This window comes from Leucobacter rhizosphaerae, from assembly GCF_022919175.1.
Lineage (GTDB): Bacteria > Actinomycetota > Actinomycetes > Actinomycetales > Microbacteriaceae > Leucobacter > Leucobacter rhizosphaerae.
Genome location: NZ_CP095043.1, coordinates 1,034,782 through 1,055,853, shown reverse-complemented (window position 1 = coordinate 1,055,853; position 21,072 = coordinate 1,034,782). Strand labels below are relative to the sequence as shown.

Annotated in this window: 16 protein-coding genes; 5 read left to right on the top strand and 11 right to left on the bottom strand. The window is 70.2% G+C overall.

The features are described from left to right. Positions 1-60 precede the first annotated feature (60 nt). On the top strand, positions 61-840 hold the full coding sequence (locus MUN76_RS04780; protein ID WP_244687623.1) for an IclR family transcriptional regulator: 780 nt from the start codon (positions 61-63) through the stop codon (positions 838-840). A 232-nt stretch (positions 841-1,072) separates the two neighbouring features. On the opposite strand, the gene MUN76_RS04775 is transcribed toward MUN76_RS04780, so the two are convergent. The 4 genes from MUN76_RS04775 to MUN76_RS04760 all read right to left on the bottom strand — a co-directional run bounded on the left by MUN76_RS04775 (position 1,073) and on the right by MUN76_RS04760 (position 7,104). After that, complete coding sequence (locus MUN76_RS04775; RefSeq protein WP_429953344.1) at positions 1,073-2,311, bottom strand: amidohydrolase family protein; 1,239 nt, start codon at positions 2,309-2,311, stop codon at positions 1,073-1,075. Continuing rightward, positions 2,311-4,029 (bottom strand): urocanate hydratase, encoded by a 1,719-nt coding sequence (gene hutU, locus MUN76_RS04770; RefSeq protein WP_244687619.1) that lies wholly within the window; start codon positions 4,027-4,029, stop codon positions 2,311-2,313. Before hutU ends, MUN76_RS04775 begins: the two co-directional genes overlap by 1 nt. Positions 4,030-4,191: 162 nt before the next feature. Further along, the gene (locus tag MUN76_RS04765; protein ID WP_244687617.1) at positions 4,192-5,778 is read right to left on the bottom strand and encodes an APC family permease; all 1,587 of its coding nucleotides are present in this window, start codon (positions 5,776-5,778) and stop codon (positions 4,192-4,194) included. 186 nt (positions 5,779-5,964) lie between these two features. Then, positions 5,965-7,104 (bottom strand): DmpA family aminopeptidase, encoded by a 1,140-nt coding sequence (locus MUN76_RS04760; RefSeq protein ID WP_244687615.1) that lies wholly within the window; start codon positions 7,102-7,104, stop codon positions 5,965-5,967. Positions 7,105-7,209: 105 nt separating this feature from the next. On the opposite strand from MUN76_RS04760, the gene MUN76_RS04755 reads away from it, so the two are divergent. The 3 genes from MUN76_RS04755 to MUN76_RS04745 are packed head-to-tail and all read left to right on the top strand — an operon-like array spanning position 7,210 to position 9,896. Then, positions 7,210-8,682 carry an APC family permease gene (locus MUN76_RS04755; protein ID WP_244687613.1) on the top strand — a complete coding sequence of 491 codons (1,473 nt, stop codon included), beginning with the start codon at positions 7,210-7,212 and terminating at the stop codon, positions 8,680-8,682. A 9-nt stretch (positions 8,683-8,691) separates the two neighbouring features. Beyond that, on the top strand, positions 8,692-9,312 hold the full coding sequence (locus MUN76_RS04750; protein ID WP_244687611.1) for a hypothetical protein: 621 nt from the start codon (positions 8,692-8,694) through the stop codon (positions 9,310-9,312). Further along, positions 9,309-9,896, top strand: a complete 588-nt coding sequence (locus MUN76_RS04745) for a hypothetical protein (RefSeq protein ID WP_244687609.1) — start codon at positions 9,309-9,311, stop codon at positions 9,894-9,896. The genes MUN76_RS04750 and MUN76_RS04745 overlap by 4 nt, the downstream gene beginning before the upstream one ends. A gap of 63 nt (positions 9,897-9,959) precedes the next feature. Here MUN76_RS04745 and MUN76_RS04740 read toward each other — a convergent pair whose 3' ends face one another. The 3 genes from MUN76_RS04740 to MUN76_RS04730 all read right to left on the bottom strand — a co-directional run bounded on the left by MUN76_RS04740 (position 9,960) and on the right by MUN76_RS04730 (position 14,652). Beyond that, positions 9,960-11,369 (bottom strand): aldehyde dehydrogenase family protein, encoded by a 1,410-nt coding sequence (locus MUN76_RS04740; protein ID WP_244687608.1) that lies wholly within the window; start codon positions 11,367-11,369, stop codon positions 9,960-9,962. 47 nt (positions 11,370-11,416) lie between these two features. Then, a complete protein-coding gene (locus tag MUN76_RS04735) occupies positions 11,417-13,498 on the bottom strand; it encodes a primary-amine oxidase (protein ID WP_244687606.1) in 2,082 nt (693 codons plus the stop codon). Positions 13,499-13,704: 206 nt separating this feature from the next. Next, positions 13,705-14,652, bottom strand: coding sequence for an AraC-like ligand-binding domain-containing protein (locus MUN76_RS04730; RefSeq protein WP_244687604.1), 948 nt, complete (start codon positions 14,650-14,652; stop codon positions 13,705-13,707). Positions 14,653-14,953: 301 nt separating this feature from the next. Between MUN76_RS04730 and MUN76_RS04725 the strand changes: the two genes are divergently transcribed. After that, positions 14,954-16,417, top strand: coding sequence for an APC family permease (locus tag MUN76_RS04725; RefSeq protein WP_244687603.1), 1,464 nt, complete (start codon positions 14,954-14,956; stop codon positions 16,415-16,417). A 19-nt stretch (positions 16,418-16,436) separates the two neighbouring features. Here the strand turns inward: MUN76_RS04725 and MUN76_RS04720 are convergent, their stop codons facing one another. The 4 genes from MUN76_RS04720 to MUN76_RS04705 form a co-directional block, all read right to left on the bottom strand. After that, positions 16,437-17,528: a methyltransferase gene (locus MUN76_RS04720; protein WP_244687601.1), complete on the bottom strand. Its 1,092-nt coding sequence runs from the start codon at positions 17,526-17,528 to the stop codon at positions 16,437-16,439. A gap of 98 nt (positions 17,529-17,626) precedes the next feature. Further along, entirely contained in the window at positions 17,627-18,769 is a 1,143-nt protein-coding gene (gene hpaD / locus MUN76_RS04715; protein ID WP_244687600.1) for a 3,4-dihydroxyphenylacetate 2,3-dioxygenase, read from the bottom strand. Positions 18,770-18,797: 28 nt separating this feature from the next. Beyond that, complete coding sequence (locus MUN76_RS04710) at positions 18,798-20,297, bottom strand: aldehyde dehydrogenase (RefSeq protein ID WP_244687598.1); 1,500 nt, start codon at positions 20,295-20,297, stop codon at positions 18,798-18,800. 71 nt (positions 20,298-20,368) lie between these two features. Beyond that, positions 20,369-21,070 carry a GntR family transcriptional regulator gene (locus tag MUN76_RS04705; protein WP_244687596.1) on the bottom strand — a complete coding sequence of 234 codons (702 nt, stop codon included), beginning with the start codon at positions 21,068-21,070 and terminating at the stop codon, positions 20,369-20,371. Positions 21,071-21,072: the final 2 nt, after the last annotated feature.

The window sequence follows — 21,072 nt, the reverse complement described above, 5'->3', positions numbered from 1 at the left end:
TGAGCCCGCTTGCCTCACGTCGTGTGCCTGAGCCCGCTCGCCTCGCGCTAGGCTGCGAGCATGGGTGACGCGAAGGTGCCGGCGGCGGATCAGACGCTGCGCATTCTGACCCTGCTCGCGCGCTCGCGGGGTCCGCTGCCCGCCAGCATCATCGCGGCTCGCCTGGCGCTGCCGCGCTCGACGGTCTATCACCTGCTCGCGACGCTGCAGACGCACGGGTACGTCATGCACCTGCCCGAGGAGCGGCGGTACGGCCTCGGGCTCTCGGCGGTCGAGCTCAACTCTGCGTACGCCCGGCAGGAGCCGCTCGCGCGCCTCGGCCGGCCGCTCGTGGCCCAGCTCGTCGACGCCGTCGGGCAGAGCGGGCACCTCGCCGTGCCGCACGGGCGCGACGTGCTCTACGTGATCGAGGAGCGCGCCGTGGGGGCGCCGCCGCTCATCACCGACGTCGATGTGCGGCTGCCGATGCAGCTCACGGCGAGCGGTCGGGCGATCCTCGCGGCGCTGCCCAAGGCGCAGGTGCGCGCGCTCTTCCCCGATCGCGAGGCGTTCGTGCACCGCCACGAGGACCCGGAGGGCATCGACCGCTACTCTCGCCTGCGCGCGGTGCTCGACGACACGCGCACCCGCGGCTTCGCGCTGGAGCGGGGTTCGGTGACGGCGGGGCTCTGCTCGATCGGGGTGCCGGTGCGAGATCACCGCGGCTGGCCGGTCGCGGCCATCGCGGTCACCTTTCCCGAGGACTCGGTGCCGGACGCGCGACTGCCCGAGCTCGCCTCGGAGGTGCTGCGCACCGCCGAGACGCTGTCGCACCGCATCCACGGCCGCGCGGCCGGCTAGCGGTACCGGCCTCTCGCCTCTCGCCTCTCGCCTCTCGCACCCTCCGCCGAACGCCTCCCACAATGCCGAACGCCTCTGATCTGCGCGCTCACTTCGGAGGCGCTCGGCGAGAAAGGAGGCGTTCGGTGGAGGGTGCGGGAGCGAGGGGCGGGGTCGCGCGGTGCGGGGCGGAGGGTGCGGGAGCGAGGGGCGGGGTCGCGCGGTGCGGGGCGGAGTGGTAGGCGGGACCGCGCTAGGCCACCCGGCCCCCGGCGCGCCAGACGGCGGCGGTGAGGGGCATGCCCGGCCGGTAGGCGAGGTGCGTGATCGACGGCGCGTCGAGCAGGTGCAGGTCGGCTCGCGCGCCTACGCGGATCCGCCCGACCGCCGGCTGCGCGAGACCCCGGGGGTCGGTCCAGCCGTCCTCGTCCATGGCGAGCGCGATGGCGCCGCCGAGCGTGGCCGCCCGCACCGCCTCCTGCACGGTCAGGCCCATCTGCAGCACCGCCGTCGCCACGCAGAACGCCATCGACGACGTGTACGAGGTGCCCGGGTTGCCGTTCGAGGCGATCGCCACTTCGACCCCCGCGTCGAGCAGCGCGCGGGCCGGCGCGAGCGGCATGCGGGTGGAGAGATCGCAGGCCGGGAGCACGGTGGCGACCGTGCCGCGAGGTGCGGACCCGCCGCGCCGTGGCGACCACGAGTCGGCCAGGGCGGCGATGTCCGTGTCATCGAGGAAGCCCACGTGGTCGACGCTCAGCGATCCGTGCGCCACCGCGAGCTGCACCCCGGGGCCGTGCCCGAGCTGATTGCCGTGCACCCGCGTGGCGAGGCCGCGCGCCTGGGCGGCGGCGAGCACCCGCGCGGTGCCCGCCGCGTCGAAGGCGCCGCGCTCGCAGAACACGTCGACGGCGCTCACGTGCGGGGCGACGGCGTCGAGCATCTCGCCGGTGACGAGATCGAGGTAGGCGGCCGGATCGGATCCGGCGGGCACGACGTGCGCGCCCAGGAACGTGACGGCGTCGGCGTGCGCACCCGCGATTCGGGCGGCGCGCAGCTCGTCCGCGACCGTGAGCCCGTAGCCCGTCTTCGTCTCGATGGTCGTGGTGCCGCCGCGCCGTGCCTCGCCCACGAGACGACGCAGATTCGCGTCGAGCGCGGCGTCGGTTGCGGCACGAGTCGCTTCCACCGTGACGTTGATGCCACCGGCGGCATATGCCTCGCCGGCCATCCGCGCCTCGAACTCCGCGGTGCGGTCACCCGCGAACACGAGGTGGGTGTGGGAGTCGACCCAGCCCGGCAGCAGGGCCCGGCCGGCGGCGTCGAAGCGCTCGTCCGTGGCGGGCGCGCGCTCCGCGGGCCCGACCCACACGATCCGATCGTGCTCGACCACCACCGCTGCATCGCGCAGCCGGCCGCCCGCAGCGAGCGTCTCGTCGTTCGTCGTGAGCTCGCCGATGCGGTCGATGAGGAGGCTGGTCGGGCTCACGATCAGTGCTCCCCGGCCGCGGCCCGAGCCGATGCGCCGCCGTCGCGCACCCGCGGGGTCATGGGCACGCGGACCCCGCGCTCCGCGGCGACGTCGACCGCGCGCTGGTACCCGGCGTCGACGTGCCGGATCACCCCCATGCCGGGGTCGTTCGTGAGCAGCCGCTGCAGCTTCTCCGCGGCGAGGGGTGTGCCGTCGGCGACCGAGACCTGCCCGGAGTGGATGGACCGGCCGATCCCGACGCCGCCACCGTGGTGCAGGGACACCCAGGTCGCGCCGGAGGAGGCCGCGGTGAGCGCGTTCAGGAGCGGCCAGTCCGCGATGGCGTCGGAGCCGTCGGCCATGGCCTCGGTCTCGCGGTAGGGGGACGCGACCGATCCCGAGTCGAGGTGGTCGCGGCCGATGACGATCGGCGCCGAAAGCGTGCCCTCGGCGACGAGCTCGTTGAACCGTACCGCGGCCTTCGCGCGATCCCCGTAGCCGAGCCAGCAGATCCGGGCGGGCAGCCCCTCGAACTCGACGCGATCCTGCGCCGCGCGGATCCAGCGGTGGAGGTGGGCGTTCTCGGGGAAGAGTTCGAGAATCGCCTCGTCGGTGACGCGGATGTCCTCGGGATCACCCGACAGCGCAGCCCAGCGGAACGGCCCGAGCCCCTCGCAGAAGAGCGGCCGGATGTACGCCGGCACGAAGCCCGGGAACTCGAATGCCCGGTCGTAGCCGCCCTGTCGGGCCTCGTCGCGGATCGAGTTGCCGTAGTCGAACACCTCGGCGCCCGCGTCTTGGAACTCCACCATCGCGCGCACGTGGGCGGCCATCGAGGCGCGGGCCGCGGTCGTGAACGCCTCGGGATCCTCGGCCGCGCGATCCCGCCACTCGTCGACCGAGATGCCGACGGGCAGGTAGGAGAGTGGATCGTGCGCGCTCGTCTGGTCGGTGACGATGTCGATCGTCATCTCGCCCGCGCGGTGACGACGCAGGATCTCCGGGAAGACCTTCGCCGCGTTGCCGACGAGCCCGACGGACCAGCCGCGCCGCTCGTCCTTCGCCCGCTGCACCGTCGCGAGGGCGTCGTCGAGGTCGGTGACCACCTCGTCGAGGTAGCGCTTGCCGACGCGACGCCGCAGCCGGGTCTCGTCGACGTCGACGATGAGGCAGGCCCCGTCGTTCAGGGTGACGGCGAGCGGCTGCGCGCCGCCCATGCCGCCGCAGCCGCCGGTGAGGGTGATGGTGCCCGCGAGCGAGCCGCCGAACCGCTTCGCCCCGATCGCGGCGAAGGTCTCGAACGTGCCCTGGAGGATCCCCTGGGTGCCGATGTAGATCCAGGAGCCCGCGGTCATCTGGCCGTACATCATGAGGCCCTCGGCCTCGAGCTTGCGGAACTCGGGCCAGGTGGCCCAGTCGCCGACGAGGTTGGAGTTCGCGATGAGCACGCGCGGGGCCCAGACGTTCGTGCGGAAGACCCCGACGGGCTTGCCGGACTGCACGAGCAGGGTCTCGTCGTCCTCGAGATCCCGCAGCGTGTCGACGATCGCGTCGTAGGCCTCCCAGCTGCGCGCCGCGCGACCGGTGCCGCCGTACACGACGAGGTCATCCGGCCGCTCCGCGACCTCGGGGTCGAGGTTGTTCATGAGCATCCGCAGCGGCGCCTCGGTCTGCCAGCTCTTCGCTGAGAGCTCGGTGCCTCGGGGGGATCGGACGGGGCGTGCGCCGGGGAGAGCCATGGGGATCCTTTCGCTGCTGCGGACCGACCGCGCATCCTGCGGGTGGGTTCCCTCCATCTCAGCGCGTACCGATCTCCGGGACAACGCACCACAGGCCTCACCCGTCCGGGATCCCGGACATCGCGATCCGGCAGCACACCGCGCCGGCGCGAATCCCGGCCGTCAGCGTGTCGTGCCGCGATCCGCGTCGACCGCGTCGACCTCGGTGACCTCGGTGATCTCGACGACGTCGACCACCGCTGTGCCGTAGGCGCCGGGTTCGGTGCCGTGGCCGATCTGTGCGTAGATCGACGGCTTCGAGTTGCGCAGCACCAGCGCCCAGACGATGCCGATCACAAACGCCGCGATGATGATGCCGGGGAGGAGGAACGTGGTGAGATCCGGCTCCTCCTGCCCGAGCATGAGCGGGAAGTTGCCGAGGATCATCACGAACATGGCGGCGAGGAGCAGCCCCGCGATGAGCGGTGCCACGATCGTGGTCCAGGCGTTCAGGCCGCTCGGTCGCTTGCGGAAGAACCCGATCACGGCGAAGGCGGTGAGTGCCATGAGGAGCACGAGGCCGGCGGCACCCGTGTTCGTGAGCCACGTGAACATGGTGAGCACGGGGTAGAGGAACGACAGCTCGCCGAACATCGCCTCAGCGCCGCCGAAGGCGTCGCCCGCGAGGGCGAAGGCCGCCACCACGACGACCGCGATGACGGTCTGCGCGATGGAGCCCGCCCACGGAGCGCCCGAGCGGCTGGTGTGGCTGAAGCGATGGGAGACGACGCCCTCGCGCCCGAGCGAGTAGAGGTAGCGCGCGACGGCGTTGTGGAACGCCTGCAGCGCCGCGAAGAGGCTCGTGATGAACAGGATCGTCATGATGTCGGCGATGATGACGCTCGTCTGCTCGGTCATGAAGATGAACATCAGGTCGGGACCCGCCTCCTGCGAGGCGGCGACGATCTGGGAGGGCCCGATGCCGACCGAGAACGCCCAGGCGCTGAAGGCGTAGAACACGCCGATGATGGCGACCGCCAGGTACGTGGCCCGGGGGACCGTGCGCTTCGGGTCCTTCGCCTCCTCGCCGTAGATCGCGCCGCTCTCGAAGCCCATGAAGGCCGCGACGCCGAAGACGAGGATGAGGCCGAGCGCGGGGCCGAAGAGGGCGTTCGGGTTGAGCGCGGCGGTCGAGACCCCCTCCGGCGCGGCCGTGAACGACACGATGTCGAACACGATGACCGCGATAAACTCGAGGGCGACGAGGGCGCCGAGCACCTTCGCCGACAGGTCGACGCGGTTCACGCCGAGCACCCCGACGACCACGATGCACAGGAACACCCAGAGCCACCACGGGGAAGCGAAGCCGAGCTTGGCCTCCAGGAACATCGAGAGCTGGAACCCGAAGAGGCCGTAGATGCCGACCTGCATGGCGTTGTAGGAGACGAGCGCCACGAGCGATCCGCCGACGCCGAGCGGCCGGCCGAGGCCCTGCGCGACGTAGGCGTAGAACGCGCCGGCGTTGGTGATGAACCGACCCATCGCGGTGTAGCCCACGGCGAAGATCGTGAGGATCACGGCGATGAGGAGGAACCCGAGGGGCACGCCCAGCGAGCCGGTCACTGCGAAGGAGGTCGTCACGCCACCCGCCACGACCGTGAGCGGCGCCGAGGCCGCGATGATCATGAGGGTGATGGACGGCACGCCGAGCGTGCGTCGGCTGAGGCCGGGGTCGTGCGGTTCGGTTTCCGTGGTGACGGGAGCGCTCATGTCACTCTTCCTTTCGGGGCGGCGTTGCCGGGAGTGCCGCGTCATTGCGTGGTGAGTGTGCGGCGGGCACGGGTGATCCGAGTCTACGAAGCGGTGACGCGCCCGGGCCAGGGCAGGGCTGTGCTCAGCGCGCACGGGGCATGTGTCTCCGCGCGAGACTTTCCAAATGGATAGTTTCGAGATTCCTTACGCGTCGAACGCCGCGCGCACCTCGTCGTGCGGAAGCGCGGGGCTGCGGTGCCCGTCGCGGCCCACGGTGTCCCGCGCCGCCACGAGCGCGTTCACCACGGCCTCCTCCGTCGCCTCCACGACCGCCGCGTAGAACGGGTCGATCCGGCCCCAGGCGACGTGGGGCAGCGACTCCACCACCGGTCCGGTCGCCGACATCCGAGAGCCGAGCGCGCCGGCGTTGGCCGTGGACAGCGCGAGGAAGATGTCACCCGAGAAGTGGCTGCCGGTGGTGCCCGTGCGGGCGAGCCCGAGGGGGACCCGACGCGCGAGCGCGCGGCACTGGTCGGGCAGGAGCGGGGCGTCGGTGGCGACCACCACGATCACGCTGCCCGCGCCCGGCACGGCCTCGGCGCCCTCGCCCGCCTCGCGCGCGAACCACCCGCTCGTCTCCATGGAATTCTCCGCCTGCGACGCGCGGCCGAGCGGCCGGCCCGAGATCCGCAGCTCGTCGCGGGAGCCGAAGTTCGCCTGCAGGAGCACGCCGACGGTCCACTCCGCGTCGCCGACGCGGACGATCCGCGACGCCGTCCCCGTGCCGCCTTTGAAGCCGTAGCAGTTCATGCCCGTGCCGCCGCCGACGTTCCCCTCCGCGACCGCGCCGCCGCGGGCGCCGTCGAGCGCCGCGACCGCGTGCTCGGGGGTGACGTGCTCCGCGTTGATGGAGTTCAGGTAGCCGTCCCAGGTCTCGCCGACCACGGGCAGCATCCAGGCCGCGGCGGACGACGGGTGGTGCGCCGCCATCCAGCGGTCGATACCCGTGTGCACCGCGCCGACGGCGTGCGAGTTGGTGATCGCGATCGGGGCCTGCAGCTGCCCGGACTCCTCGATCCAGCTCCGACCGGTGAGCTCGCCGTTGCCGTTCAGCACGGCGACCCCCGCGGCGCACGGCACACCCGCGTGCTCGGTTCCGCGGGGCAGGATCGCGGTCACTCCGGTGCGGGCGACCGGGGGTGCGTCCGACGTGATGGTCGTGAAGCCGACCTCGAGTCCCGGTACGTCGGTGATGGCGTTGTGGGGTCCCGGTTCGCCGTCGAACCGCACCCCCAGATCGCGGGCTCGAGTCGATCGTCCGTCGTCGCGCTCAACATTGAACATTGTTTAATCCTTTCTCCTGTGTTTACATTACAGAGCCAAACAGAAAATGACCATCTGCTGTTCGTTGTTCAGAATGGCGGGTCGGTGCGAGACGAAGGAGTCCCCATGCGCACCCAGCTCGACGAACCCTCCGGAGCGCAGAGCTCCACGCTCGCCGCCGGACGGCTGGGCACGTGGGACATCGTATTCTTCGTGATCTCCGCCGCAGCTCCCCTCACGGTGATTCTCAGCGGCGCGGTTACGTCGTTCCGCATGGGCGGGATCGGCGCCCCCGGAGCAATCCTCTTCTGCGCCGTGGTGCTGATCCTGTTCGCCCTCGGGTTCACGGCGATGTCGAAGAGCGTGCGGAACGCGGGGGCCTTCTACGCGTACGTGTCCCGCGGGATCGGCAAGCCCGTCGGCCTCGGCGTCTCGTCGGTGACGGTGTTCGCGTACATCTCGCTCGTGATCTCGTTCTACGGCTTCATCGGCTTCTTCGCGCAGTTCACGTTCGCCGAGTTGTTCGGGCTCGACGTGCCGTGGGGCGTGTGGTCCCTCGTGGCGGTCCTCGTCGTCGGCTTCCTCGGCTACCGCAAGATCGACGTCGGGGCGAAGGTGCTCGCCGTGCTGCTCACCCTGGAGGTCGCGATCCTGCTCGTGCTCGCGTTCGCGGCGCTCGCCGATGGCGGCCCCGAACCCTGGAGCCTCACCTCGTTCGACCCGCAGCACGTCTTCTTCGCCCCCGCCGCGGGCACCCTGTTCGTCATCGGATTCGGTGCCTACCTCGGCTTCGAGAGCACCGCGATCTACGCGGAGGAGGCGAAGCGGCCGGAGCGCACGATCCCGCGCGCGACCATCATCGCCATCGCGTTCCTCGGGGTCTTCTACGCGTTCACGTTCTGGATCCTGACGGTCGCGTTCGGCGTCGAGGGTGTGATCGAACTCGCGCGCAGCGACGCGTTCGAGACGATGGTGATCGAGGGCACCGGGGATCTCGCAGGGGCGTGGGCGGCGTTCGTCATGAAGATCCTGGTGGTCACGAGCTTCTTCGCCTGCGTGCTGTCGTTCCACAACGCCTGCACCCGCTACCTCTTCTCGCTCGGGCGGGAGGGGCTGCTGCCGCGCGCCCTCGGTCGCACGAGTCGGCGCAGCCAGTCGCCTGCCGTCGCGAGCCTCACACTCTCCGCGCTCTCGGCGCTGGGGGTCGTCATCGCCATCCTCGTCGGCGCGGACCCGTTCCTCGGACTCGCGCTCTGGACGTACGCGACGGGGGTGCAGGGGCTGGTGTTCGCTCAGGCCGTGACGGCCGTCGCCGTCGTCTGGTACTTCGTGCGGGATCGCCGCGGCCACAGCGTCTGGCGCGTCATCGTGGCCCCCGCCCTCGGGGCGCTCGGCCTGCTCGCGGGATTTGTGCTCATCGTCACGAACTTCGAGGTGGTGACGGGGCTCACCGGGCCCGTCAACGCCCTTCTGCTCCTGCCCACGCCGATCCTCTTCCTCGGCGGCATCGTCGTCGGACTCGTGCTCCGAGCGCGCCGCCCCGCGTACTACTCTGGGCTCACCCAGTCCGTGCCGGTGCATGCGGCCGACGCCCCCTAGGATTGGCGTATGAACGCGACTGCGCGACGCCGCTCAGAACGCCGAGATGACATCATCCGGGCGTTCTGGCGCGTCGCGCGATCCCGGCCCCGGCGCGCGATCAACGTGCGCGCCGTCGCGGCCGAGGCCGAGATGAGTCCCGCCAACGTGCTGCACTACTTCACGAGCCTCGATGAGCTGCAGGTCACGGCGATGGCCGGCGCCCAGGAGGAGTTCCTCGTGCAGCGGCGGCGGATCCTGGACCGGCCGGAGAGTGCCGCGGCGCGCATCTGGGCGATGATCGACGCCGGGGTGCCGGACCAGATCAGCGATGAGCTCCGCCAGGTGTACGAGAGCGTCGCGATCCTCGCGGCGCACCCGCAGTACGTGCCCGCCCACCGCGCCCTCACCGAGAAGCAGATCATGCTGTACCGCTCGCTCATCGAGATCGGTGCGGGCACGGGGGAGTTCACCCTCGCGTCGCCCGCGGGCCACATCGCGCGCAACCTGGTCGCGCTCGAGGACGCCTACGATCTGTACCCGCTCGTCGGCGACACGACGCCGCGCGAGGAGTGCCGGGAGGCGGTGCGGAGCTACGCATCGCTCGCGCTGGGTGTCGCACCCCCGACGGCGGACGTACCCGGGCCGTGACCCTCGCCGCGGGCCTCGTGATGGTCTCCGCCGGGGCGATGTGCTTCGGGGGCGCGGTCCTGGCGCGCAGGTGGTTCGGGATCGCCGCGGCGGCGATCATGCTGCTCGCGATGCTCGACGTCGCCTTCCTCGGTCTGCTGCCGCCTCTCGTGTGGGCGGCGGGGCTGCTGGTCGCCGGCCTCGTCCTCGGCATCGATCTCCGCTTCGGACGGAGTGCGCGCGGGTGCGGGATCCCGGACCCCTCGGGCGCGACGCCGCACCCGGGCCTCGAGCGCGCGGTGCTCGTCGCCGCGGCGCTGGCCTACCCGGCGACCGCGTGGCTGCTGCTCGGGCACGGCTCGGGGAGTGGCGGTGGGAGTGGATCAGACGTTGCAGGTGCGGCCGGCGGCTCCGCCGGCACCGCCCACCCGGGGCACGGCGCGATGGACCTGCTCACCGGGGTGCTGCCGACGGTCGGGGCGGCGGCGCTCGCCGCCGTGCTCGGGGTGCTCGCGCTCGCGGCACTCCGGCAGCGGCGCCGGTTCCTGTCGATCGAGGCCGGGGGCATGGCGGCGATGCTCGTCGCGATGCTGGTGGGGCACTGACGCGCGAACGGGCGCCGCTCGGAGGAGCGACGCCCGTTCGACGGTGCTGGGGAGGAACGCTCGCTAGCCCTGGATCACCTGCGGCTGCGCGACCGACTTGAGGCCCGCCGTGCCGAACTCCTGGCCGTACCCTGACTGCTTGGCCCCGCCGAAGGGCACCGCCGGGTGGATGGTGCCGTGCGAGTTGATCCACACGGTGCCGGCCTGGACGCGCGCGGCGACCTCGCGTGCGCGATCCCGGTCCGACGACCACACCGAGCCGCCGAGGCCGACCTCGAGCTCGTTGGCGAGGCGCACGGCCTCGTCGACGGTGGAGTAGCGGATGATCGGCAGCGCCGGGCCGAACTGCTCCTCGACCACGAGTGCGTTGTTCGGGTCGATGTCCGCGATGAGCGTGGTCGGGTAGAAGTACCCCACCGCGTCGCGATCCGGGTTGCCGCCCAGCACCACGCGGGCGCCCGACGACTTCGCTGCCTCGACGAGGCGATCGACGACCTTGAACTGCATCTCGTTCTGCAGCGGTCCGAGCACGTTGTCCTCGCTGAGGCCGTTGCCCATCGGCATGGTCTGCGCGAACGCCGCGAGCTCCGACACGACCTCGTCGTAGATGGCGTCGGGCACGTAAAGGCGCTTCAGTGCGGCGCAGGTCTGGCCGGTGTTGATGAACGCCCCCCAGAACAGGCCCTCGGCGATCGCCTTCGGGTCGACGTCGTCGAGCACGATGCCCGCGTCGTTGCCGCCCAGCTCGAGGGTCAGGCGCTTCAGGTTGCCGGAGCTCGCCTCGACGATCTTCTTACCGGTGCGCGTCGATCCGGTGAACATGATCTTGTCGACCTTCTCGCTCTCCACGATGCGTGCGCCGAGGTCGCCCGCGCCGACGACGGTGTTGAGGACACCCTCGGGCAGCACGGTGTTGAGGATGAAGTTGAGGGCGAGCCCCGAGAGCGTGGTGTACTCGGAGGGCTTCTGCACGACCGTGTTGCCCATGCGGAGCGACGGGGCGATCTGCCAGATCGCGATCATCATGGGCCAGTTCCAGGGGGTGATCGCCCCCACGGTGCCGAGCGGACGGTAGTGCATCTCCGCGAAGGTCTGGCCGTCGTCGATGACGGTCTCGACCGGCAGCGGGGTGTCGGCGGTGACGCGCAGCCAGGTGGCGCAGGCGCCGACCTCGAAGCGGGCGTTCGGCCCGTTGAGGGGCTTGCCCTGTTCGCGGGAGAGGATGGTCACGAGCGCTTCGGCGTTCGCCTCGACGGCGTCAGCGGCGCGGTGGAGGTAGGCCACCCGCTCCTCGTTGCTGAGTCCGGCCCAGCTCGCCTGGTGGGCGACGGCGGTGTCGATCGCGCGATCGACGTCGGCCGCGGTCTGCACGGGTGCGGCCGCGATGCGCTCCCCGGTCGCGGGATCGAAGACGTCGCGGGTCTCGCCGTCGGTGGTGGTGATGGCCTCGAGCAGGCTGTCAGCTGTGTACATGAGATTCCTTACTGTGGTGTCGAAAGGGGTCGAAGCGATTCAAATGGTCATGCGGTGGCGCGCACCTTGCCGCAACCGCACGCGGCGTTGCCGCACGCGCAGGTGTCGCCGGAGCAGCAGCCGCAGGCCCCGGCCGTGCAGCAGCTGCCGGATCCCGTGCCGTTGGCGTTCGCGCCGGAGTTCGTGCCGCAGCCCGAACGGGCGTCCTCGGGCAGATTCATCGTGGGGTTCCGGTCGAGGAAGCCGTGCGGCTTGAACCAGAAGCCGGAGTAGTCGACCGGCATGACCGGCCAGTCCTCGGTCCGGGGGAAATGCGTCGGCCCGAAGGAGTGCCACAGCACGATGTCCTCGCCGTCGAGGCTGCGGTCGGCCGTGGTCCAGGTCGGCAGCCCCTCCCACCCGGCGCTCTGGTTCGGGTACTGCCCGGCGGGGTACAGCTCTCCCTCGGCGAAGCGGGTGCCCCACAGGTGCTTCGTCGCGAAGTTGGCGCGCGCGTAGACGGACGACTCGGGCTGCGCGAGCAGCACCGACTTGCCCTCCGGGATCAGCCAGAAGGCGGTGGGCTTGCCGACGTGGTTCGTGCGGTGCGCGCTCGCGACCTCCCACACCCGGCTCATGGCGCCGTTCGCCATGCGCTGCGCCTCCTGCTCCGTCTTCAGCTGCGTGTGCGACCAGGTGAAGGCGTTGCCGCGCGGGTTCTCCGGACCCATCGGGATCGGCACGGCCTCGATCTCGTTGAGCGTGTTGTCCTCGCCGTCGACCGCCACGTCGAGACGGGCCGAGAAGATGTGCTGATGGACGGGCGTGAAGACGCCGGGCGCGACCTCCGTGTTGTAGGCGTTGTCGCTGCCGGGCACCCCCGCTCCGGCGAACACGACGCCCGTGGCCTTCGCCTCGAGCTGGATCGAGCCGTCGAGGTAGAAGTACCAGAAGAAGCCGTAGTCGTAGTTGCCGACCGTCGCGAAGTAGCTGATCACGAGGCGGCGGCTGCGGCGGGTGTCCGGGACGCCGTCGAGATCCGTGTGCTTCCACTGGATCCCGTAGTCCTCCTCGTGCATGCAGATCACCTGGGGGAGTTTCACCGGGTTGCCGTGATCGTCGTTCACGAAGCCGTCGAAGTAGTGGATCACGCCGAGGCAGTCGCAGCCGAGGGTCAGCGGGTTCGCGTTGCGGCCGAGCAGGTACTCGCCGGCGTCGAAGTAGCTGATCCAGTAGCGCGTCTCGTCGACGTCGCCGTAGGGCACCACCATCTCGGGCACGCTGGCGCGGGTGATGACCGGGCGATCCTCATCGCCGTCCTGCCACGAGATGTTGCTCAGCACGAGCCCCTCCCGCGAGTTGAAGCCGACGTGCAGCTTCCAGTTCTCCCACTGCACGTGGTTGCCGTCCACGGAGAAGCTCGGCCCCTCCGGCATCGTGATGTCGATGGGCTTCAGCGACTCGCGCACCGGTCCCTGCGCCGCAATCGAATAGTTGCCGTGCACGAGCGGGGTCTCCACGTCGCCCTCGTCGTACACGTCGATGACCGAGCGGCCCGTGAGGTCGACCCGCACGATGAGGCCCTCGACCGGGTGCGCCCAGGGGCTGTCGCCCTCGTTCGGGATCAGGTAGGTGAAGGAGCGGACGAGGCGGCGGCCCACCTCGTCCTCCTTGCCGAAGTACCCCGGTGCGAGGGGCGAGCAGAAGCAGCCGTCGATGTACTCGGACAGGCCGCGCCGCTCCATCGCCGCGCGCCACTCGGGGGAGGCCTTGACGATGTCGCCGACCTCGACGAACTCCTCCATCAGGATCGCGGCCTGTCCGTAGGGGGCCTCGCCAGTGGGGAGCACCCGGTGCTCGTCGACCCGTCGATGGGTCAGGGAGACGATCGCCTCGGTGTGCTCGGCGGTCGACCGGTCGAGCAGGGTGACGACGACCCGCCGCTCGAACGGATCGCCCGCCTGCCACGCGGCGAGCACGTCCTTCGGCGGGTCCAGGGGCAGCAGCATCGCAACTCGGACGTGCTCGGTGAGGAAGCCGGCCTCGTCGAGTACGGTGCGGGCCGCGGCGATCTCCGCCTCGGTGAGCGGATCGAGCGGATGCTGGGCGGTGATCGTTGTGCTCACGCGTTTGCCGTGCGTGTGTGTCACGTCAGGAGTATGCGACATCGGAGGTTCCCTCACTCTTCATTGACGATCCGGATACCCCTTCAGTATCCGAGAGCGGGCGGCGAATCTCGCGCCGGAATCGAAGTCGTGCGCGCGCAGACAAGACCTGCGCCCCAGGCGGTGATGTGGGCGAAGAATCTGCGACGCGGGCCGGAGCGCCTCGGGCGGAGTGACTCGGGTGGATGAGCTCAGACGGCGCGGCGCAACTCGGTCGGCGACATGCCGTAGGCCGCGCGGAAGCTGCGGCTGAAGTGCGCGGCGTCGACGAAGCCGCGGTTCGCCGCGACCGCAGCGACCCCGAGGTGCGCGAACGCCGGGTCGACGAGGTCGAGACGGCACCGCTCGAGCCGCCGCTCCTTGATCCAGGTGGAGACCGTGGTGCCGGTCTCGCGGAAGAGCGCGTGCAGGTGCCGCGTCGACACGTAGTGGGCCGCCGCGATGGCGTCGGGGGACAGCCGGGGCGATCCCAGGTGCTGCTCGATGTACCCGGTGATCTTCTGCAGCAGCGCCTGGTGCGGATCGTGCGGCGGTGCGTCGACGTCGAACACGGCCGAGAGCGTGGAGTTCAGGAGCTCGAGGCTGGAGTGGGCGAGCTTCGCCCGCGCCGGTCCGGAGAGCAGGTGCAGATGCGGAGAGGCGCGGGAGATGAACTCGGCGACGACGTGGGCGAGCGGGTGCTGATCCCCGAGCGACACTGCGGTCAGGGACTCCGTGACGTGCGCGGGGAAGTCGAGCCGCGACTTCGGGAACATCATGATGAGGTTCCGGAACTGCTCGTCGAAGAGGAGCGAGTAGGGCTGTGAGGTGTCGTAGAACGAGATGTCGCCGGGCTTCATGACGACCTCGCGGCCGTCCTGGATCAGGATGCTCGAGCCGGCGAGCAGCAGGCTGACCTTGTAGTACCCGCTGCCGCCGCGGGAGATGTTCTCCGGCGTGCGCTCCACGAGCTGGGGGAGGGCCGCCACCTCCGTGAAGGCGACGTCGTCGGCGTCCACGCCGCGCATCGAGGCCGAGAAGCGGTGGTGCGCGTCGGGCGTGATCTTCAGCGGGACGAACGAGTGATCGACGGTCTGCTGATACAGGTCGAAGTCATCAGTGCGCATCACCGTTGACGCCGCTTCGATCGAATTGCGCATGCGATTCACCTCAGTGCTGGTGCGGGACTCCATCGTCGGACCACTTTCATGTGCCGGGCTTGCTCAGGATGCTATCCGATTGGCCAGCAGTCGGCAATCGCACGCTCGGCCGTCTTGCGGCCACCTGCGCGAATGCGCGGGCGGGCTTGTCTCTCCGCGCAGAATCGGAGGGATCGAGTGACGCTCCTGAGGTTCCGTGCTAGAAATTCGGCAAGAGCCGGCCGCGCTGGAGCCGGCCTCGAACGCTGTTTCACGCCGTGGCAACGGGGCCGCGGCGACGCCTGTGAACGAAGGAGCTCTCATGGCTGAAGATTCGCACACCCAACTCGCGCGCAACCAGCTCGGCGTCTCGTCGATCGTCTTCCTGGTGCTCGCCGCGGTCGCCCCCGTCACGGTGGGCATCGTCGTGCTGCCGCTCGCGATCTCGCACGGCAACGGCGGCGGCACCCCGCTCGCGGTCATCATCGTCGCGCTCGCGCTGCTCCTGTTCGCGATCGGCTACGCGCAGATGACGAAGGAGTTCACGAACGCCGGCGGCTTCTACGCGATCGTGGTGAAGGGCCTGGGCCGGACCGCCGGCCTGATCACGGGCCTCATCGCGACGATCGGCTACAACGTGTTCGTCGCCGGTGCGCTCGGCACCATCGGCTTCTTCACCGGCGCAGTGGCGCTGCCCATGGTGTTCGGCTTCGAGCTCAACTGGTTCCTCTGCGGCTTCGTGCTGTTCACCGTCGTGCTGCTCCTCGCCCGATCCGGGATCCACCTGAGCGCGGTGGTGCTCGGCGTCGCGCTGGTGCTGGAGATCATCCTTCTCGTCGCCTTCGCCTTCTCCGTGCTCGTGCAGACCGGCTTCAGTATCGAGGCGTTCACGCTCGCGTTCAGCCCGGAGATCCTCGTCGGCGGATCAGTGTGGATCGGACTCCTCCTGGTCGCGACGGCGTTCATCGGCTTCGAGGCGACCGCGCTCTTCGGCGAGGAGGCGAAGGAGCCCCGCAAGACCATCCCGCGCGCCACCTACGTCGCCATCATCGTCATCGGGGTGCTGCACGCGTTCGCTGCGTGGGCGATCGTGAGCGCGCTCGGCGTCCCCGAGGCGCAGGCCGAGGGGCTGGCGCACCAGGAAGCCGGCGACCTCACGCTGGTCCTCATCGACACCTACCTCGGCCCGTTCATGGGCATCGTCGCGGTGATCCTGCTCGTGGTCAGCCTGTTCGCGGCCCAGCTCGCCTTCCACAACTCGGCCGCACGCTATCTCTTCGCACTCGGCCGCGCCGGAGTGCTGCCGCGCTGGCTGGCGCAGACCAACGCGAAGGGCGCTCCGCAGCGCGGCCTCATCGTGAACTACCTCTTCGGGATCATCGTCGCCGCGATCTTCGCGTTTTTCATCGACACCGACCTGCCGCCCGTGCTCACCCTCGTGCCCGTCGGCCTCGGCTTCGGCACGCTCGCGGTCATGATCGTGCAGGCGATCGCGGCGCTCGCGGTGGTCGTGTACTTCCGCAGGACGCGGGATCCGCGGTGGATGACGACGTTCTTGGCACCCGGGATCGGCTTCCTGGCGCTCCTGACCTTCAGCATCATGGCGCTCGTGAACTTCGACCTCGTCGCCGGCTCGGACGCGGTGTACGTGATGGTGCTGCCGTGGGTGCTCGTCGTGGCGATCGTCGGCGGGCTCATCTTCGCGGCGTACCTGCGGGCCAAGCGCCCGAAGGACTACGCTGCGCTCGAGCAGGATCTCGAGAACTTCACCGAACTGCCGGACTGAGGTGGCGCGACGGGCGCGGTCAGGGCCGCGCGCCCAGCCTCCACAGGGTCGTGACCTCGGCTGAGCGCTCCGCGTGGAACGGGTCGTCGGAGTCGGATGCGCGACCGTGGGTCGGGACGGTGTCGTCCCGACCCACCACGTGCAGGCCGGCGTCGGCGATCCACTGCTGCAGATCCTGCCGGCTCCGGAGCCCGAGGCGCTCGGCGAGATCCGACAGCACCAGCCAGCCCTCGCCGCCCGGGCTGAGGTGGGCGGGCAGCTCGCACAGGAATGCCCGCAGCATCGCCGACCTCGGGTCGTAGATCGCGTGGTCGAGGAGGGTCTGCGGGGTGCCCGGCAGCCACGGCGGATTGCACACGACCACGTCGGCGCGGCCCTCGGGGAACAGATCCTGCGGTACGGCGCGCGCCCGGCCCGCCAGCCCGAGCGCGGCGAAGTTCTCGGTGGCGCAGGCGATGGCCCGCTGCTGGGTGTCCGTGCCGATCACCTCGCGGATCCCGCGCCGCGCCAGGATCGCCGCGAGCACTCCGGTGCCGGTGCCGATGTCGAAGGCGCGCGCGTGACCGGGGAGGTCGGCCCGGGCCACGAGGTCGAGGTACTCGCCGCGCACGGGGGCAAAGGTGCCGTAGTGCGGGTGGATCCTGGCGTCGAGGGCGTCGACGAACACCCCGTTGCGGCGCCACTCCTCGGCCCCGATCGCCCCCAATAGCTCTTGCAGGCTCACCAGCGTCGGCTGCTCGAGCGGGCCGAAGGCGTGCAGCCAGGCATCGCTGATGTCGGGGCTGTGGCGGAGGTCGACGCGCGGTCCGCTGTGTCCGGCATTCCCCGGCACCACGGGCACCAGCAGCATCGAGAGCACGCGGGCTCGGTGGGTGCGCGCTTGCCGATACGCGTAGAAGCGCTCGGCCGTCGTGGGGGCGGGCGCGCTGCCGGAGCGCCGGCTCTTCCTCCGCGAGGAGGTGCCGTCGGGGATCCGCCGAGCGATCGCGCTGAGCAGCTGGCGGGCGTTTCGGTAGTCGCCGGCGTAGCGCATCCGGGTGCCGCCCGTCGCCAGCCGGTACGCGTCGGCGGCGGTCGTGGTGTCGTCGACCGGGGACGGGGTGGCAGTCATGTGATGCAAGCCTAGAGGGTCGAGGCGCAGGGCACACGCGGGGAACGCGGCCCCACCGAGGTGAGACCGCGTTCCCCGCGTGCGTGTGCGCTGTGCGCCTACAGCGTGTTGCCGAGCTTGAAGCCCTTGTCGCCGTCCTCTTCGCGGGTGTAGGAGAACCCGTCGGCGCCGATGGTCACGTTCATCTCGGAGCTGTCCGTGCGCGCCACGATCGGCTGCGGGTTGCCGTCGAGATCGAGCACGAGCGAGCCGTCGGTGTACCAGGAGGGCACCACCGGGTTGCCCCACCAGTCGCGACGCTGGTTGTCGTGTACGTCCCAGGTGACGACCGGGTTGTCGGGATCGCCGGTGTAGTAGTCCTGGGTGTAGACCTCGACGCGGTGGCCGTCGGGATCGCGCAGGTACAGGTAGAAGGCGTTCGAGACGCCGTGCCGGCCCGGACCGCGCTCGATGCTGTCCGACTTGCGGAGCGAGCCGAGCTTGTCGCAGATCGCGAGGATGTTGTGCTTCTCGTGGGTCGCGAAGCACACGTGGTGCATGCGCGGGCCGTCGCCGCCCGTCATCGCGGTGTCGTGCACGGTGGGCTTGCGGCGCATCCAGGCGGCGTACACCGTGCCCTCGTTGTCCTGGATGTCCTCGGTCACGCGGAACCCGAGGTTCTGCATGTACCCCACGGCGCGCGGCACGTCCGGGGTGATCTGGTTGAAGTGGTCGAGCCGCACGAGCTCACCCGGGATGTGCAGGTCGTAGCGCCACGACATCCGCTCGGTGTGCTCGGTCTGATAGAAGAACTCGTACGGGAAGCCGAGGGGATCGATGACCCGCACCGAGTCGCCGATGCCCTTCACGAACCCGTTCGGATTGCGCCGCACCTCGCAGCCGAGCTCCTCGAAGAAGGCCACGGCCTTGTCGAGGTCCTGCGGGGTGCGGACGCGGTAGGAGAAGGCTGCCACGGCCGCCACGGGGCCCTTGCGGAGCACGAGGTTGTGGTGGATGAACTCCTCGGTCGAGCGGAGGTAGATCGCCTCGTCGTCCTCGGTCGTGACGTACAGTCCGAGCACGTCGACGTAGAACTCGCGGGACGCCGCGAGGTCCGTGACGATGAGCTCCATGTACGCGCAGCGGAGGATGTCGGGGGCCTCCGACGTGGCGGTCGGGATTGGGTTGTCCGAGTGGATCGGCGCCTCCTCCGTCACCCAGAAGCCGGCGGACTGTTTGTCGTGTTCGTTGAGCTTTGCCATGATGATGCTTCCTTGCAGACTCGAGGGCTTACTGGGTGCCGGCGCCGAAGCGGGGGCTGTGGGCTTCGTTGAGCGTGATCTGGATCGACTGCGCGGTCGTGTAGAAGTCGACGGAGCGGTAGCCGCCCTCGCGCCCGAGGCCGGAGGCCTTGACGCCGCCGAACGGCGTGCGCAGATCCCGGACGTTGTTCGAGTTCAGCCAGACCATGCCCGACTCGATGCCGTGCGCGAAGTTGTGCGCGCGCTTGAGGTTCGAGGTCCAGACGTAGGCGGCGAGGCCGTACTTCGTGTCGTTCGCGAGCGCGAGCGCCTCCTCGTCCGTGTCGAACGGGGTGATCGCGACGACCGGTCCGAAGATCTCCTCCTGGAAGATCCGCGCATCGGGGGCGACATCGGCGAACACGGTCGGGGCGACGTAGTTGCCCTCGGGGAAGCCCTCGGGGCGGCCGCCGCCGGCGACCAGGCGTCCCTCGCCCTTGCCGATCTCGACGTAGCTCATGACCTTCTCGAAGTGGCTCGGGTGCACGAGCGCGCCGACCTCGGTCGCGGGATCGGAGGGGAGTCCGATCACGATGTTCTTCGCGCGCTCGGCGTACCGCTGCACGAAGTCGTCGTAGATCGACCGCTCGACGAGCACGCGGCTGCCCGCGGTGCAGCGCTCACCGTTCAGGCTGAAGACGCTGAACACGGTGGCGTCGAGCGCCTCCTCGAGGTCGGCATCGGCGAAGACGACCGATGGGCTCTTGCCGCCGAGCTCGAGCGACAGGCCCTTGAGGAAGGGGGCGGCGTTCGTCGAGATCATCGCGCCGGTCGAGCTGTCGCCGGTGAACGAGATGAGCGGCACGTCCGGGTGCTTCACGAGCGCGTCACCCGCGACGCCGCCGGAGCCGAGGATCAGGTTGAAGACGCCGTCGGGCACGCCGGCCTCGCGGAAGATCTCGGGCCACAGGGCCGCCGAGAGCGGGGTGTAGCTCGCGGGCTTCAGCACGACGGTGTTGCCGGTCGCGATCGCCGGGGCGAGCTTCCAGGACTCCTGCATGAACGGCACGTTCCACGGTGTGATGAGGCCGGCGACGCCCTTGGGCTTGCGGTTCACGTAGTTGATCTGACGACCCGGCACCTTCGTGACGTTGTCGTGCTCGGCGACGATGAGATCGGCGAAGAAGCGGAAGTTCTCGGCCGCGCGGCGCGCCTGGCCCTTGGCCTGGGTGATCGGCAGGCCCGAGTCCCAGCTCTCGATCAGTGCGAGCTGCTCATCGCGGGACTCGACGATGTCGGCGACCTTGTGCAGGATCCGTGAGCGTTCGCGCGGGAGCATCTTCGGCCAGGGGCCCTCGTCGAAGGCGCGCTTCGCGGCGGCGACGGCGAGGTCGACGTCGGCCTTGCCGGCCGAGGCGGCCGTGATGTAGACCTCGTTCGAAACGGGCTCGATGACGTCGAACTCGGCGCCGTCCTGGGCGTCGACGAACGCGCCGTCGATGAAGAGCTGGATCTTGTCGGGCAGGCCGGCAGGCTTCTCGTGCGTCATGATTCTCTCCCTGTGGTGTGAGTGGTGGTGCGAAGTGTTCGGGGGGGCTGTGGGCGGGGGTTCGAGCGGGGTCAGGCGGCGGTGCTGCGGTGCGCCTCGCCGTGCTGGTGCGCGTCGCCGTGCCGGTGCTCGTCGGAGTAGGCGAGCACCGCATCGAGCGTCGCGGTGCGGTGCGCGCGGGCAACGGACTCGATCTCGGCGACCGGCGCGCGGCGCTCGATGAGATCGAGGATCCGCTCGTGCTCGTCGACCGACTCCTGCGCACGCCCCGGGACGAAGCTGAACGAGGAATTGCGGAGGACCTTCATGCGATTCCAGCCGCGGTGGACGAGATCGAGGATGTGCGGATTCGGGCAGCTCTCGAAGAGCACGCTGTGGAACTCGAGGTTGAGGGCAGTGAAGCGCTGCGGATCGAACGCGTCGAGGGTCTCGCGCATGGTCTGGTTGACCGCGCGCGCCCGCCGGATCTGATCCTCGGAGATATCGGGGGCGGCGAGTGCCGTCGCGGCGCCCTCGACGAGCGCGAGCGTCTGCATGGTGTGCAGGTACTCGGTCTCCTTGATGAGAGCGACCTGGGCGCCGACGTTGCGCTCGAAGGTGACGAGCTGCTCGGCCTCCAGGCGCCGGATCGCCTCGCGCACCGGTACGACTGACATGCCGAGCTCGTTCGCGATCGGCGCGAGCACGAGGCGGTACCCGGGCACGTACTGCCCGTCGTCGATGCGGCCGCGGATCAGGCGGTACGCCTGCTCCGACTTGGACTCGACGCTCATGG

Bases quoted from the DNA above. Each gene is read 5' to 3' on its own strand.
- hpaD (WP_244687600.1), bottom strand. From the start codon at position 18,769: ATGGCAAAGCTCAACGAACACGACAAACAGTCCGCCGGCTTCTGGGTG.
- MUN76_RS04725 (WP_244687603.1), top strand. From the start codon at position 14,954: ATGGCTGAAGATTCGCACACCCAACTCGCGCGCAACCAGCTCGGCGTC.
- MUN76_RS04705 (WP_244687596.1), bottom strand. From the start codon at position 21,070: ATGAGCGTCGAGTCCAAGTCGGAGCAGGCGTACCGCCTGATCCGCGGC.
- MUN76_RS04755 (WP_244687613.1), top strand. From the start codon at position 7,210: ATGCGCACCCAGCTCGACGAACCCTCCGGAGCGCAGAGCTCCACGCTC.
- MUN76_RS04710 (WP_244687598.1), bottom strand. From the start codon at position 20,297: ATGACGCACGAGAAGCCTGCCGGCCTGCCCGACAAGATCCAGCTCTTC.
- MUN76_RS04760 (WP_244687615.1), bottom strand. From the start codon at position 7,104: ATGTTCAATGTTGAGCGCGACGACGGACGATCGACTCGAGCCCGCGAT.
- hutU (WP_244687619.1), bottom strand. From the start codon at position 4,029: ATGGCTCTCCCCGGCGCACGCCCCGTCCGATCCCCCCGAGGCACCGAG.
- MUN76_RS04765 (WP_244687617.1), bottom strand. From the start codon at position 5,778: ATGAGCGCTCCCGTCACCACGGAAACCGAACCGCACGACCCCGGCCTC.
- MUN76_RS04780 (WP_244687623.1), top strand. From the start codon at position 61: ATGGGTGACGCGAAGGTGCCGGCGGCGGATCAGACGCTGCGCATTCTG.
- MUN76_RS04720 (WP_244687601.1), bottom strand. From the start codon at position 17,528: ATGACTGCCACCCCGTCCCCGGTCGACGACACCACGACCGCCGCCGAC.
- MUN76_RS04740 (WP_244687608.1), bottom strand. From the start codon at position 11,369: ATGTACACAGCTGACAGCCTGCTCGAGGCCATCACCACCACCGACGGC.
- MUN76_RS04750 (WP_244687611.1), top strand. From the start codon at position 8,692: ATGAACGCGACTGCGCGACGCCGCTCAGAACGCCGAGATGACATCATC.
- MUN76_RS04730 (WP_244687604.1), bottom strand. From the start codon at position 14,652: ATGCGCAATTCGATCGAAGCGGCGTCAACGGTGATGCGCACTGATGAC.